Genomic DNA, 14,541 nt, shown 5'->3' with positions numbered 1-14,541 from the left:
TATTTTGCTATAACTTTATTCTGGTACGCTGGAGAAACCATGAATAATCAGACAGATACCCCCATTCAGGACAAATCATACACCCGCCGGATGGAGCGTTTGCTCACCCGGCGGTATATGGACATGATCGCGGCGCAGGACCCCGATGGTTTTGCGTTGATTAAGGCGCGCAAGGATATTCAGCACGGCGAGGATAAAACCACGCGCATGCGCGATTACATCGCGTTGTGGGACGGATTAAGCGCCGATCAGCAATTAAAGCTGGCCGAACATGATGCGAAGATCAACCATCTGGCCCGGCTGGCGCGGACATTGGCGACCACCACGGTGGTGCAGGCGCATAACAAAATTCAAACCACCACCGCCGGGTCGATTGATTTTGTCATACGGCGTTTTCGCGAGGAAGGCGTCGCCCCGGAACAGGTGCAGCAGTTTTTGGATGATAACGCCGTGGCATGGTTCAGCATTACCGGCCACCCCACCAACCCAACCACCGTGGATTACACCATCGCGCAAACCGATGTGGCACGCGTGATTGTGGACCCATCCGCCACGCCGGATGATTTGCATGATGCCCTGCTCCATCTTTATCAAACGCCGATTGTCGGCGACCGCAAAACACCATTGGATGAAGCGCGGGAGAGTATCAACACCCTGAATTCCATTTACGATTCCGCCTTGGCGCACCGGGATTTGTTTATCAAGGCGCTGGCCGATCATGGGTACGCCGCCCAGGGTGTGAATATCACCCGGGCATTGATCGTGCCCTGTTCGTGGACATTGGGGGACGCCGATGGCAACCCGGCATTAACGGCGCAGATATTGGCGGACGGTATTACCCTGCACCGTCAGGCGATTGCGGATCGTTATAAATTGACTCTGCAATCCATCCACACCGACCACGCGCCCACGATGCAGGCCCTGAAACATTTGGGTGATGAATTGGCGCAGGCCGGACCGCAAACCCGGATTGATTCCGTGTGCCAGACAATTCAATCCATCATCACACACTGTCCCGACATTGCTGTACAGGCGCAGATTCAGGATTTCCGTTATCTGTTGCATTGTTTCGGTTTTGGGTTTGGCACGATTGATATTCGGCACAACGCAGTTGATATTTTGACCGCCGTAAAACATCTGGCCGTTTTATCCGGGGTGGAAAATGAACAGGATATTGCGGTGATGGGGCTGGATCATATCCAGTTGAAATTGGCGGCGTGGTTGCGTGATGCGAATGTGCTGGATCGCATGGCCGCCATCACCGATTTGCCGGACGAAGAATCCGCAATGATTGTCGGGCGGTTGCGGGTGATCGGGCAAAACCCCGATATGTGTGAAAAATTGATTATTGCGGAAACAACGCACCCGGCCCATGCGCTGGCGGCGTTGCTGTTGCTGAAAATCACCGGCAATGTGGTGGCGGATGATGGGGCGCGCATTGACCTGACCATGTTATCGGAATCCGTGCATGATTTGATGAATCTGGGCAATACGCTGGAAACATTACTGGATAACGAAACATTCCGCGCCCATGTCGCCGCGCGCGGGCGGTTGTTGGTGATGATCGCCAAAAGCGACACCACGCGGCAAGACGGACGCGGCGAAGCCGAATATGCCCAATACGAAGCGGCGATTGACGTTTACCGCGTGGCAGAAAAAATGCGGCGGAAATACCGCGATTTGCGCCATGTTTTGCCCAGCATCATGAATGGCGGCGGACATGCGTTACAACGCGGTGGGGGCCGGGTCACCGAAATTCCGGCCGTGCATGGTCGGGCGGCGGCGGATGCGCGGGCGACGGATATTGGCCCATCCACCCTGACCGTTCAGGGGCACCAGCAAAATGTTTTGTTCTGTCCCGGCCCCGTTGCCGTCGGCACGATGGAGGCGCTGGCCGCGCAAAACCTGTACAGCAAGGCGGGCATTTACGGCGAAATGCCCGACCCTGTATCCCGCCCCGGCCTGAACCGTCACCACGGGCAATATGATGCGTGGCTGTACGCGCAAGCCGCGGGCCGCGCCTTTGATGCATTAACGCAGAAAAATACCGCCATTGATGAATTATTGGTCCATGCGCCATGGCTGGCCATGAAGGCCGGTAATGCCAGCTCCCGCCCGGCCAAGCGCGGCGAGAAAATGGTCAGCCCCGGCATTACCCCGCGCGAAGCCGTCGGCGTTGCCCCCAAGGCGTTGCAGGGGCGGGCCATTTCCGGTGAACGGTTGACGGCGCATGCGTGCCTACCAATTTTTTCCGTTCTGGGTTTGGTTGAGGCGATGCTCAGCGTGCGCGACCATGGCCGCGCCAGTCGGAACCCGGAAAAATACGGTGATGGCTTGCACCATCTATATCGCGCGCACAAAATTCACCGCGATGGGGCCAGGGCAACGTTGAATGCGACGATTATGGCGGATTTTGATATTGCATGGCCGTTATTAACCGGCGATACCCGCCCACCGCGCAGGATTGTTGAAAAACTGGCCCAGCAATTCCAGCACAATGACCCGGACCATCAGAACACGCCCGCAATCACGCTGGCGTTTCTGGAGCAATACTTCCTGGATGTTGAAAAATTAAGTTATGAAATGGTGTCGGGGCAAAAAACGAAAAGGAATTTCAACCATGGCGACGGTTTGCGAACCCTGTGGCCGGAATTGTTTCATGAAATGTCTGTCCGTAACCGGGCCGCAGAATTTTCCCGTGTTATTGAATGTTATCGCACAACACAGATGAACAAAAATCCGGATACACCATTGGATGAAATCCAATTCCGTATCACACAGAACTTATACGCCGCCGCCGATGTTGTGAATGCGCCGATTGGCATTTTGGCCACGCGCACCCGGCTGGAACCGGTTTATGATTTACGCGGCGGCGTGAAAACGCGTTTTATGAAACCGGAAAGCTATCTGGAAAGCGATGTGGCGGGGTTGCTGTCCCTGCCCCCATCTCTGCTTTAAATCTGGGTTAAAGCCCGATCCCCTGGGCGGCCAATTGGGGCGCGCGTTCCGGCGTCGGCGGAACGGCCTGATCCGGACCCAGCGTGTTGTTGTGCGCCATGTTGAAGGCGGCGCTGTACGCGGACTGGCTGGCCATTAACGGCTGAGGTTTCAATCCGGCTTCGGCCCCATAAGCCACAATACCATCGGCAATCTGGCGGGCGTGATGGTCTGGATTTTGCGTCATCGCAGCCAGATTTTTGGCGTCGTTTGGATTACTGAGGAATCCAACCTCCAGAAGAACGGCCGCATGATGCCCCGTTGCCGGTGCGCCCTTTTCAAAATGGCGCAAGACGCCCAGATCAGCAGCGTGAATGTCTGTGCTTTGTTCCGGGGTTAAATGGTATGAGCCGGCAATTTTACCGGCCAAGGCTTGGGAATCCGGCGAGGTCGCAACGCGGTTTCCGCCATTGATATAAACATCAGACCCATTGGCGGATGGGTTGCTGGCGCTGTTGGCGTGCAGACTGACAAACATGACATCGGATGCCCCCATTTCGCGGGCCAGTGCGTGGGCAAATTCCGGACGTTTGTGCAATGTCTGGCCCTTATCCCCCTCCAGTCGGAATTGTTCGCCGGGGTTGCGGGTAAAGGCAACGTCATATCCCTGTTCCTGCAAGCGCGCGGCCAGGGGTTTGGCCAATGAATCGACCACTTCTGTTTCGCTCAATCCGCTTTGCATATGCGGCCCATGGGTATGGGTCGATATGGCACCGTCGTCCAGCTTGTTATTGCGTTTTACATCTTCGCCATGCCCCAGATCAATCACGACCAGCGGACGGCCAGGATTTTGCAGACCCACCGGGGTGAATTCTGCACCGTGAGGCACCTGTGTGCGTGACACATTGGCCCATGCGCGTTCAATTGTGGCATTGGCGACACCAAATCCATTATCCCCCAAAACCGGACGCGATGCAGGGGCCAGCCAGTCCGCCGCCCCCTTGATTGGGCCTGCGGCTTTTGGTTCGGACCGAACCAAATCGATTTTTTCACCACTGGCCGCCATATAACGATCTACGGCACCTATGGTCTGGCTGCCGACAACACCGTCAATGCCGCCCGCTCCGTGCCCGCCCGCAATCAATAATGTTTGCAAATCGCTGACCATTGCATGGTCGGTCGTGGTGGCCAGATCTGGGTTGGCCTTGATCATGTCGCCAATACGGGCCTGGATTGCGGGAGAATTTTTTGTGATCGCGACCAGTGCGTCGCTTTGCCCATTGCGCATTAAATCGCGCATTAGATCCGCGCTCATCGTATCGATCAGAGCCGGATTTTTTGTCAGATGTTGAACAATCCCGCTGGCTGTTTTCGGGCCCAGAATTCCATCATCAATACCAACCTGAATGCCTTGTGCGTTCAAATCGCTCTGAATTGATTTTATCTGCGCTTTATTCAGGGGATTTGCGTTAGAAATCAGACTATCCAACTTATTGGTGGATTGCGCGGACTGTTCAAATGTTTGTGAAAGGTTATTCTGCGGTTGTGGCCGGTTTTTGTCGGCCAGCGCCTTTAATTCCGAAGCATGACCATTTTGGGACAGATAAGCGCGCACCTGAGACCCCGCATCTGCGGCAAGATCCGGATGATCGTTATAGAAGCGCATAACGGCCTTGCTGGTCAGGGAACCAAAATCACCGTCCGATCGGCCCGGCGCATAATCCAGCGCACGCAAATTGCTTTGCAGGTCATAAACCTGTTGCCATGTCATGGGTTGTTTTTGGGACAGCGTGGCCGTGATGGCCTGCTCCGCCTGTTGCTTATTGACCCCCGCCATAGGCGCTCTTCCTTATTGTTCTCTTGGTGAGACTCTGTTTTTTTCAATGCCCACCGTATCGCCAAAAGGCTAACATCCCCTTAAAACAGGCCAAATCCGTTGAAAAACATCAATAAATATGCGGCTTTTTATCTATCTCTTGAAGCACTGTGCATTGCACCTACCTCTCATTTGAGCGCATGTTTATTAGCGTTTATTTATATATCCACGCCAGATTCAATCTGACATCCCATCATTTTTGAATGGAAGGAGATCAGTTATGAGATCCACAACAGTCAAAGAGATAATGACCGCCAACCCGGTTATCATATCTCCGGAAACCAGCCTGAAAGACGCATCAATAAAAATGATCGCCATAGATTGCGGTATATTGCCCGTCGGCACAAAGGATAATATCACCGGGATCATCACAGATCGCGACATTGTTATTCGCGCCGTCGCCAACGGCAAAGATACATCCAAGGAAAAAGTCGTGAATTATATGACACGCGTTCTTTACACCTGTGGTGAGAACGATAGCCTTGAAGAAGCCGCCGATCTGATGCGTGAAAACAATGTCAGCCGCCTGATCGTCACCAATGGCTCCGGCGCTGTGACGGGAATATTAACCTTTGGTCATATCCTGCGTAATGACGCCAACCCGTTGGAAGTCTCCAAAGTGGTGCAGCATGCAACGCGAGTCCGTGCCGGTGCGCGACCGATGTGATTGCTTAAAGAAAAAAGTAAAAAAGCCGGAGACATCTCCGGCTTTTTTACTTAGCGCATTCCACCTTTGCGAACATAGGGAGTCTCGACAAGCGGTAATGTTTTACCCTCCTCCATTTTAGGCAATAGCGGTAAACTGTGTCGTTTTTTATGCATGATTTCTTTGTGTGCTTTTTCTAGCGATATAAAACGATCGGGATTTGATGGGTGTGAATTTAAAAATTCGACATCAACACCGGATTCACCCGCATGTTCTGCCGACATGCGACGCCAGAAATTGGCGGATTTTGACGTATCAAAACCTGCCCGCGCGATCATATACAAACCGACATAATCTGCTTCCCGTTCGAATGACGGCGCATAAATCAAACGTGTATAGCCCTGCAGGGTATCAATTGAATCGGTATCAATATCGGTTCCATAAAAAGCGTTCGCCAACTCTGCGGCAATTCCGGCAATGATCGGAATGCTTGAATTCCATTTAAATTTGTCAATATGCAACATGGAATTATGGGCGAGTTCGTGGCCGATTACGGTGGCCAACTCTTCATCACTTTCAATAAATCTATACATTCCGCGCTGCATATACACGGCATAGCCATCGGCGAAAGCGTTAATTTCCATTTTTTGACTGTACTTTATTCCATAGCCGCAAATTTTATCGCGCACCATGGATATGGGGATCATGTTCACGCCGCGTTGTACAACCAAGTTGATCTTTTCATCGCGGTATATACTTCTTAAATCCTTGTAATAATCACGCTCAGCATATCGCCCCTTGTTTATATCTTTGCCGTTCAAGCTGACCAGCCTGTCGCCGATTTGCAATCCAGCGCGCTCTGCGGGGCTGTCCGGCATGATGTGTTTGATCTGGAGCGTTTCGCCAATGTTAAATGTACGTTTGGCAATTGATCGGTTTTTCCGCTCGAAATTATATTTATTCCATACATACAAGCCTGTTGCATAACCAAAAACCGGACAAATATCGACATTCGCCTTAAAAATCGGATATGCGATGCTCAGGATCCTGCGTTCTTCTTCCAGATTGGTATTGAAAACCATTTCAATCTGCGTCCGGCGTTCTTTTTCCAGTTCTGCCTCGGTTCCGCGCGGTGCTTCCGCATCCGGTGACATACAACCGGATAGGATCAGCGCAAATAGAAGGAAAAGAATGAAACCGTAACGATTCATGGGTGTTGTTTCAGCCCTTCGCTGACGTCATTTTTTTTGCTCAGCTCGTCAATGGCCTCGCGCCAGATCGATATAATCAATGCCATAAGTGCTGGGCCGATGAAAAGGCCGACAAATCCCATCGTTTTTACGCCACCGATCAGGCCGAAAAATGTGGGCAGGAATGGCAGGCGGATCGGCCCGCCAACAAGATGAGGGCGCAGGAATTTATCAACAAAGAACAGCTCGGACGCCCCCCATGCAAACAACAACATCCCTTCCAACGGGGCACCGCTGGCGACCAGATATGTTGAAACCAGGGTAAAACATAACGGCGCCCCGCCGGGAACCATGGCCATAATGCCCGTCAAAACCCCCAGCATAACCGGCGACGGTACGCCCGCAATCCAATATGCGGTACCCAGAACGATCCCCTCGCCAATTGCAATGATGCCCATTCCAACAACAGTTGAGTTAATGGCCATCGGCACGATGCGTGAGATGCGGGTCCAGCGCTCCGGAAACACATATTCACCAATGCGGTCCAGTTGATCAACAAACGACAGACCATCGCGGTAGATAAAAAACAAAGTAATGAGAATAAAGATCAAGGTCAGTAAAATGTGTAGAAGGCTGCCACTGGCAGTTAACACGCCGCTATAGATTGAACCGACATTTGATCCGCTGATTTGTTGTACAAATGTCCCGATCATGCCGGGATGGCCAATATACAAATCCCATTGCTGCGCCAGCCAATCACCCACGACAGGCAAGGAGGCAATCCAATCGGGCACAGCGGCCCCCTTTGCGTTGGCTTCAACCGCCCATGCCAGCCAGATCGTAATCTCTTTGATTGCATACGATGTCAGGACACCGAGCGGCACGACCAGAAACACGATGGCGACCAGCAAGGCGATCGTCGCCGACAGCGATTTATGATAATTGAGCGATTGCAGCAGTTTTTTATAAAGCGGCCACGTCGCAACCGAAATGACCAAAGCGGTTAATGCCGGAACAATAAAGCCGTGAAAGAAATAGACACCCGCAATAAACAAGAAAACCAAAAGCCAGCGCGCCATGGATGCAGGCAAAAACAGGGAACGGTCCGCCCATCGGCGCGCATTTGTTTGTGTGATTGGGTTCGTTTCGTCCGGCATGGCGTGATTCCGTATGCGGTTTTATTTATGAAGGGACGTATTTTGTCACGCCAGCGCCGCAATGTATATATTGTGACCGCAACCGGTCATTCTGATAAAAATACATATTAACATATTGAATTATAATAGTTTTTCTTTTTTTGCATCCCATCCCCTGATCCGATATCCTGCGCCCCATGACGTTTGCGCCCTCAGTAAAACACTGGATCAAAATATTGTCCGTAACCCTTGTGGTTTTGGCGATTTTTGCGCGCGCGATGATCCCGGTCGGCTATATGCCCGGGGACCGGGACGATGGCACGTTTACCATGGTCATTTGCTCTGGCTTTGGCACGCAAACCATTACGGTGGATGCGCATGGCCAGCCCATCAATGACGAAGACCATAATCAGGCCGGGGAACATTGCCCCTTTGCTCCTGTCCTGGCCGGTGATGTTCCACCACCTATTACATTCGTCGCGGCGCAAGCCCCCTATTCCATTTTTGTTGATTTTTGGTCCGACCATATCCGGGACCGCAACGCCATCGCCCGTGCGTCATCACGCGCGCCGCCGTCTTTCGTTTGATTGAAAAACACCATCAAACATCACAAACGAAAGAGCTATCACTATGTGCAAATTTCACAAAACTGTGGCCCGCGACATCGCCACAAATCCGGTTAATGGTATTTTTGACCCGGCACGCTATGCCGTTGCGCTGGTTGCGTTGTCGACTTTCCGCATCGAGCAATCCATGCCATCCATGTTTGGATGCGACGGATACAGCAAATATGAACTGGCCACCGACAAAGCCCGCATCGCCGTGGCACAGAGCAATATGAACTGGCACCGTGAAACGGCTGATGAGGATATGGAATCCCTGCGCCGCGCCATGGATATTGCATCCTATAAGCATAACATCAGTACCAAGGGGCTGAATTTGCCGAAAGATCCGGTGAAAAATACGGATTTTCTGGATGAAGCCACGGTTGAATTGTTTGATGGTTATACCGCGCCCGGCTATGCCGCTGTGCCTCTGCATCTGAAGGCCCAGGCGCACAAACCGGAATTTGAAGCCCTTCGCGCTGCGGCCGATACCTTCATGCATAACAACCCGGAAACCATGAAGGCACTGGCCCGTCGGTTTGAAACGACCACCATGCAAATTTTTGCCGAAGCCCATCAATCCGCTCACCCGGCTTTGGTTGGGATTTATGAACGCATTCCCAGCGGTCTGCGCAATGCGTTTAAAAGCTGCGCCATGTGCGTTGGCGGTGGTGCGGGTGGGGCCGCGGTGTCGCACGTTGGTTGCATCGCCATTCCGGCCATTGCCGCCGCCTCCGGCACGGCTGTGTCCGCTGGGACCATGGCGGGTGTTATGATGCTGACAGCGCCAGTTATTGCGACCGCGGTGACCTATGGCATTGATAAATGGCGTGGCGTGAAAAGCTCCGCATGGAAACTGGGCTGCTCTGCGGCCCTGGCCTTTGGTATTGCCGCCGGCATGTCCTTAACAGGTGGACACGACCACCATGGGGGCGGCGATCATGACCACCACCATAATCACGACAACCATCATCAACAGCACCCCATGCAAAATCCGGGTTTGCCCGCAGATGAATGGAAAAAATTGACTGATGAATCAACGATGTGCACGTCACCGCGCCCGTAGATTTCAGTTGAATTTCAAAGCTTGACGCCCGGGATTGTTACTTTATAACAGTGTTACTCAGTAACAGTTCCGGGCCCATGGCCCCCTTGGCGGATTTCAAAATTATGACCGATCCCATCTATATGGATTACGGCGCCTCCACCCCGCTGGACCCCCGGGTTCACGCGGTGATGGATGATTGCATGCATAACGATTTTGGCAATGCCGGTGCCCGCATCCATGCGTTCGGCATGAAAGCCGCCAGCCATATTGATCTGGCCCGTGAACAAGTGGCGGATTGTATTGGCACCAAAAAAGACTCTTTGGTCTTCACATCGGGTGCAACCGAATCCAACAACATGGCGTTGTTCGGTATTCTAGATTATCTGCGCGCAACTGGTAAAACGCACATCATCACCACAGCGGTCGAGCATAAATCCGTTTTGGGCCCGATGGCGGAGATTGAAAAGCGCGGCTTCACTGTAACCTACATTCAACCCAAGCCATGCGGCATGATCGAAGGTAACATGGTTGCCGCCGCTATCACCCCGCAAACGGGATTGGTATCTGTACAGGCTCTGAACAACGAAGTCGGCACCATTCAACCATTGGCCGAAATTCGTGCCATTTTGCCCAAAGATGTCATTTTCCATTCCGATGCCGCTCAAGCCGTTGGCAAAATGAACTTCACTCTGGCAGAATGCGGCAATCCTGATCTGGTCACACTGTCATCGCATAAAATTTATGGGCCCAAGGGTATGGGCGCGTTGTACATCGCGCCGAATGTTCGTGCGCATATAAAACCACTTCTCTTCGGCAGCATGTATGAAGGCGGAATGCGGGCCGGAACCGTGGCCACGGAATTGTGTGCCGGATTCGGACAGGCGGCGGAGCTGGTTCACATCGAACTGGCCGACGATCTGGCAAAAATGGAGTCCTTGCGCACATTGTTTCTGAAAAAATTAAAAGGAACGTTGCCAGATTTGGTTATTAACGGCCATTCTGATTCAAAATGGCGCGCGGCTAACATCATCAATATCCGCATACCGGGAATTACGAACGAAGATATGCTGGCCGCCCTGCCCGACCTGGCGTTCAGCCCGTCTTCCGCCTGCAATGCCACGCGCACGGGGTATATTTCGCATGTTATCCGCGCCATGACTGGTGCCGATCAACCCGCACGAGAGTCCATGCGCTTGTCATTCGGGCGTTTTACGACGGAGATGGAGATTGTCCGCGCCGCGGATATGATTATCAACGCCGTCCAAACCATTCAAAAAATGCAAGGAGCCGCATAACATGAAAATCGCATTCGCCGGTAAAGGTGGTTCGGGGAAAAGTACAACATCCGCATTGTTCACCCGTTACATGAACGCGGTACAAAAACGCAATGTTCTGGCGATCGATGCCGATGTGAACATGAACCTGTCCGGGTTGCTGGGGGTTGATGTTGCCATGGATAAGTTGATGGCCAACCCCGATGTGGCCGATGTTATTCGCAATTATATCAAGGGCACGAATCCCCGCGTGACCGACATTTCGAAATTCCTGCCCACCACACCGCCGGGCGAAGGCTCCAATCTGGTGCGTTCCGTGGATGATGCGGCGCTGGCGCCCTATTCCGTGCGTATCAATGATGCGCCCAGCCTGAATTTGATGAGTGTGGGCACGTATGACAAGGGCGGTATTGGCCAGACCTGTTACCACAGCCATTTGTTCGTGGCCGAAAACCTGCTGTCCCACATTGCGCTGGATAACGATAACGACTGGGTTGTCTGCGACATGGTGGCGGGCACCGATGCGTTCGCCTATTCCATGCATCTTCAATTTGATGCCATCGTCCTGATCGCCGAACCCACGCCGGAATCGGCCGAAGTGTGCCGTCTGTATATGGAACTGGCCCGCGAATCCGGCATTGATGGCTTGATCCATCTGGTCGCCAACAAAATCGAAGATGAGTCCGATATTGAATTTATCGTGAAGGCCACCGGCATGACGCCGATTGCCGTTCTGCCGCACACATCAGCATTGAAAAAACTGCGCCAACGTGGCGATGCGATTACGGCCGATTTTGTCACGGGTAATGTTGCGGGTGCGATGGAAAAAATCATGCTGGCCGCGTCCAAACCTGTTCTGTCCGCCCATGACCGTATGGCGATGCTGCATGCCCTGCATACAAAATTGAATGAAAAGAAATGGGTGCAGCAGGGTTATGGCGATGTCATGAACCAGATCGACCCGGATTTCAAAATCACCAAGGTGGCATAAAATGACCAATGCAGTCCGTAAAGACAACCTCTGTCTGGCTGATCAAATACTGGGGTCCGCAATCGACCGCGCACGCCCCCGCGTGCGGGCCGCCATTCACCCGATGATTGAGCGGTTTTTGGCCGATCAGGACCTGGTGTTCTCGCTGGTTGATGGTATTGGGTCGCCGCTGAACATCATGTTCCCGGACCACATTGCCGATACAATTGCATCGTTCCAGAAAGTTTATGATGACCGGCAATTGCAGGGACGGATTTTTTACACATCCAAACCGAACAAATCCGCCGCACTGAAAAAACGTGCGGCCCTGACCAATGTGGGATTGGATGTTTCATCCGAAGGGGAATTGAAAAACGCCCTGGCCTCCGGATTTCACCCATCACGAATCGAGGCCACAGGCCCGAAAAATTCCGATTACTTGTCCCTCTGCCTGCAACAGGACGTTTTAATTAACGTCGATAATATGACGGAAATGGCGCAAATTATCGCCATGCAATCGCTTCTGCCTGCGGGTAAGAAAGCCCGCATTCTTGTCCGGCTGGATGGGTTTAAGCCCGATCGCGTAAAATTTACGGCACAGGACAGTGCATTCGCCAACAATGTCGAGCACGCCCCGGCGATTATCGATTATCTGGTCGCGCACAAGGACGTTTTGGATTTCCACGGGTTCAGTTTCCATTTCAACGCGGGCGATTATATTCGCCGCCCGCCGGCCATTGAAACCATCCTGCAATTAACATTCGAATGCATGAATCGTGGTTTGTCCCCGCGCGGGATTGATATTGGCGGCGGCTATCGCATTCGCTATGCCGCATCCCAGGATGAATGGAACGCGTATGTTGAGGAACTAAAAGCCTCCGTCCTTGGTCAGCGCGACAGCCTGACATGGAACGATTCCGGTCTTGGATTCCGTAACGAAGGTGGCGTTCTTAAGGGCGCGCCAAACTTTATGGAACACTATCACAAGGATGACGGCCCGGCGGATCTGGCTTCGGTCATTGATGCACCATTGCCGCTGTTTGACGGGCAATCTCTGTCCCGCATCTTGTCCGACAGTTTGATGGATTTGTATGTCGAACCGGGCCGGGCATTGCTGGACCAATGTGGCATCACCCTGTCCCGCGTCAATTTGAACAAACAATCCATGATGGGTGAACAATTGGTGGTTCTGGACATGAACCGCACCAACCTGAACGCCACGCAATTGAAATTGATGACGGACCCGGTTGTTTTATACCGCAACCAGAACCGTAAACCGGCGGATAACGGGGTTATGTATGTGGGCAACCTCTGCCTGACCCACGACATGATCCAGTACCACAAAACCTTCCCGGACTTTGTCCCGGAAACGGGTGATGTTGTGGCGTTTATCAACACCGCCGCGTATCAGATGGATTTTGCCGAAACCCATGTTTTGCAACAACGCATAGCCGAAAAAATTGCCGTTGTTGAAACGGAATCCGGTTTCCGCTGGTTCCGCGACGATCTGTACAACCCCCTCGCCCTGAAAATTGGAGCGTACTAATCATGATTTATGACCGTATTACCGATATGATCGGCAACACCCCTTTGCTGAAAATTCCGGCGGAGGTGCATGGCCTGAAAAATATCGACCTGTATGCCAAAATGGAAATGATGAACCCGTTCGGTTCCGTGAAAGACCGCGTGGCGTGGGGTATGATCCGCGACGATATCGCGGATATTCAGGCCAAAGGGCAAACCATTTACGAAAACTCATCCGGTAACACGGCCAAGGCCCTGCAACTGATCGCCAGCACCTATGGTGTGGAAACGAAACTCATCACGTATCTGGCCAAAGTAGATGGCGTGAAGGATATCATCCGCATGCTGGGCGCGGAGATTGAGGAAGTTCTGGGGGGCAGTGAATGTTTCGACCCGAACGACCCGAACGATCCCCAATTCCTGATCGAAAAAGCAGTGAAGGACGACCCGGAAAAGGCCTATTTCCCGTCGCAATTCACCAACCCGAAAAATCCGGATATTCATTACCAGACAACAGGTAAGGAAATTGCCGATGATCTGGGCCGGGTTGATTACTTCTTTGGCGGTTTGGGCACATCCGGTTCCACATTGGGGGCCGCACGCCGCATCCGTGATGAAGGCAGTGCTGATCTGAAAACCATTGGTATTTGCGCCAGCAAGAATGATTTTATTCCCGGCATTCGGTCGATGGATCAAATGTGGGAATCCGGATTGTTCACCAAAGAACACTATGCTGATTTCGTTTATGTTGATTCCGGCGAAGCCGTTGATGCCATGATGGATCTGGTCAAAAAATGCGCCATCATGTGCGGCCCGACCAGTGGCGCGAGCTATCTCGGTGCGCTGAAATATCTACGCACCATCGACGAAAGCCTGAGCGAACGCAAATCCGCCGTGTTCATTGTTTGCGATCGCGGTGAATGGTACACGGATTATGTCCGGCAACGCCGCCCACATTTGTTTAACCAAAAACAAAAGCCGGGTAGTCTGCAAGCGTTTGAATATGCCACCGCCAATGACCAGTTCGCCATTCCGGCGGCGCAGGCCAATGCGTGGATTGCCGAACAAAATCCATTGATTATCGACGTCCGTGGAAATCTGGCATTCAAAATGATGTCCATTCCCGGTTCCATCAACATTCCATGGGAATTGCTGGAGCCGATGATCGATGCGGCGGACCCGTTTGCGAAAGACCGCCCGATCCTGCTCGCCTGCCCTGTTGGTGAAAAAACGGCGCGCTATGCCGCCTATCTGCAATCACGCGGGTACAAGGCGTTCGGTCTGGGTGGCGGCATGCTGGCCTGGCGGAATGAACAGCAGAAACAGGCGGCATAA

General features: G+C 52.5%; 11 protein-coding genes. 8 read left to right on the top strand and 3 right to left on the bottom strand.

Annotated elements, in window-relative coordinates:
- Positions 1-39 precede the first annotated feature (39 nt).
- Positions 40-2,958 (top strand): phosphoenolpyruvate carboxylase, encoded by a 2,919-nt coding sequence (locus A11S_RS05705; RefSeq protein WP_015467546.1) that lies wholly within the window; start codon positions 40-42, stop codon positions 2,956-2,958.
- 7 nt (positions 2,959-2,965) lie between these two features.
- On the opposite strand, the gene A11S_RS05700 is transcribed toward A11S_RS05705, so the two are convergent.
- Positions 2,966-4,774 (bottom strand): N-acetylmuramoyl-L-alanine amidase, encoded by a 1,809-nt coding sequence (locus A11S_RS05700; protein WP_015467545.1) that lies wholly within the window; start codon positions 4,772-4,774, stop codon positions 2,966-2,968.
- A 259-nt stretch (positions 4,775-5,033) separates the two neighbouring features.
- On the opposite strand from A11S_RS05700, the gene A11S_RS05695 reads away from it, so the two are divergent.
- Positions 5,034-5,480 (top strand): CBS domain-containing protein, encoded by a 447-nt coding sequence (locus A11S_RS05695; RefSeq protein ID WP_235068306.1) that lies wholly within the window; start codon positions 5,034-5,036, stop codon positions 5,478-5,480.
- 50 nt (positions 5,481-5,530) lie between these two features.
- On the opposite strand, the gene A11S_RS05690 is transcribed toward A11S_RS05695, so the two are convergent.
- The gene (locus A11S_RS05690; RefSeq protein ID WP_041802515.1) at positions 5,531-6,670 is read right to left on the bottom strand and encodes a M48 family metalloprotease; all 1,140 of its coding nucleotides are present in this window, start codon (positions 6,668-6,670) and stop codon (positions 5,531-5,533) included.
- Positions 6,667-7,806, bottom strand: coding sequence for an AI-2E family transporter (locus A11S_RS05685; protein WP_015467542.1), 1,140 nt, complete (start codon positions 7,804-7,806; stop codon positions 6,667-6,669). Before A11S_RS05685 ends, A11S_RS05690 begins: the two co-directional genes overlap by 4 nt.
- Positions 7,807-8,021: 215 nt before the next feature.
- Here A11S_RS05685 and A11S_RS05680 point away from each other — a divergent pair, with 215 nt between their 5' ends.
- From A11S_RS05680 to A11S_RS05655, 6 genes are all read left to right on the top strand, one after another.
- Positions 8,022-8,372: a DUF2946 family protein gene (locus A11S_RS05680; RefSeq protein ID WP_015467540.1), complete on the top strand. Its 351-nt coding sequence runs from the start codon at positions 8,022-8,024 to the stop codon at positions 8,370-8,372.
- 43 nt (positions 8,373-8,415) lie between these two features.
- Entirely contained in the window at positions 8,416-9,456 is a 1,041-nt protein-coding gene (locus tag A11S_RS05675; protein WP_015467539.1) for a hypothetical protein, read from the top strand.
- A gap of 104 nt (positions 9,457-9,560) precedes the next feature.
- On the top strand, positions 9,561-10,733 hold the full coding sequence (locus tag A11S_RS05670) for a cysteine desulfurase family protein (protein WP_041803008.1): 1,173 nt from the start codon (positions 9,561-9,563) through the stop codon (positions 10,731-10,733).
- Between the two features lies 1 nt (position 10,734).
- Positions 10,735-11,703 carry an ATP-binding protein gene (locus A11S_RS05665; protein ID WP_015467537.1) on the top strand — a complete coding sequence of 323 codons (969 nt, stop codon included), beginning with the start codon at positions 10,735-10,737 and terminating at the stop codon, positions 11,701-11,703.
- A gap of 1 nt (position 11,704) precedes the next feature.
- Positions 11,705-13,228, top strand: a complete 1,524-nt coding sequence (locus A11S_RS05660) for a type III PLP-dependent enzyme domain-containing protein (protein WP_015467536.1) — start codon at positions 11,705-11,707, stop codon at positions 13,226-13,228.
- A 2-nt stretch (positions 13,229-13,230) separates the two neighbouring features.
- Positions 13,231-14,541: a pyridoxal-phosphate dependent enzyme gene (locus A11S_RS05655; RefSeq protein ID WP_015467535.1), complete on the top strand. Its 1,311-nt coding sequence runs from the start codon at positions 13,231-13,233 to the stop codon at positions 14,539-14,541.

The sequence above is a fragment of the Micavibrio aeruginosavorus EPB genome (assembly GCF_000348745.1).
Classification (GTDB): domain Bacteria; phylum Pseudomonadota; class Alphaproteobacteria; order Micavibrionales; family Micavibrionaceae; genus Micavibrio; species Micavibrio aeruginosavorus_A.
Note: the sequence above shows the minus strand (reverse complement) of the source record. Positions and strands in the feature narration are given on the sequence as shown.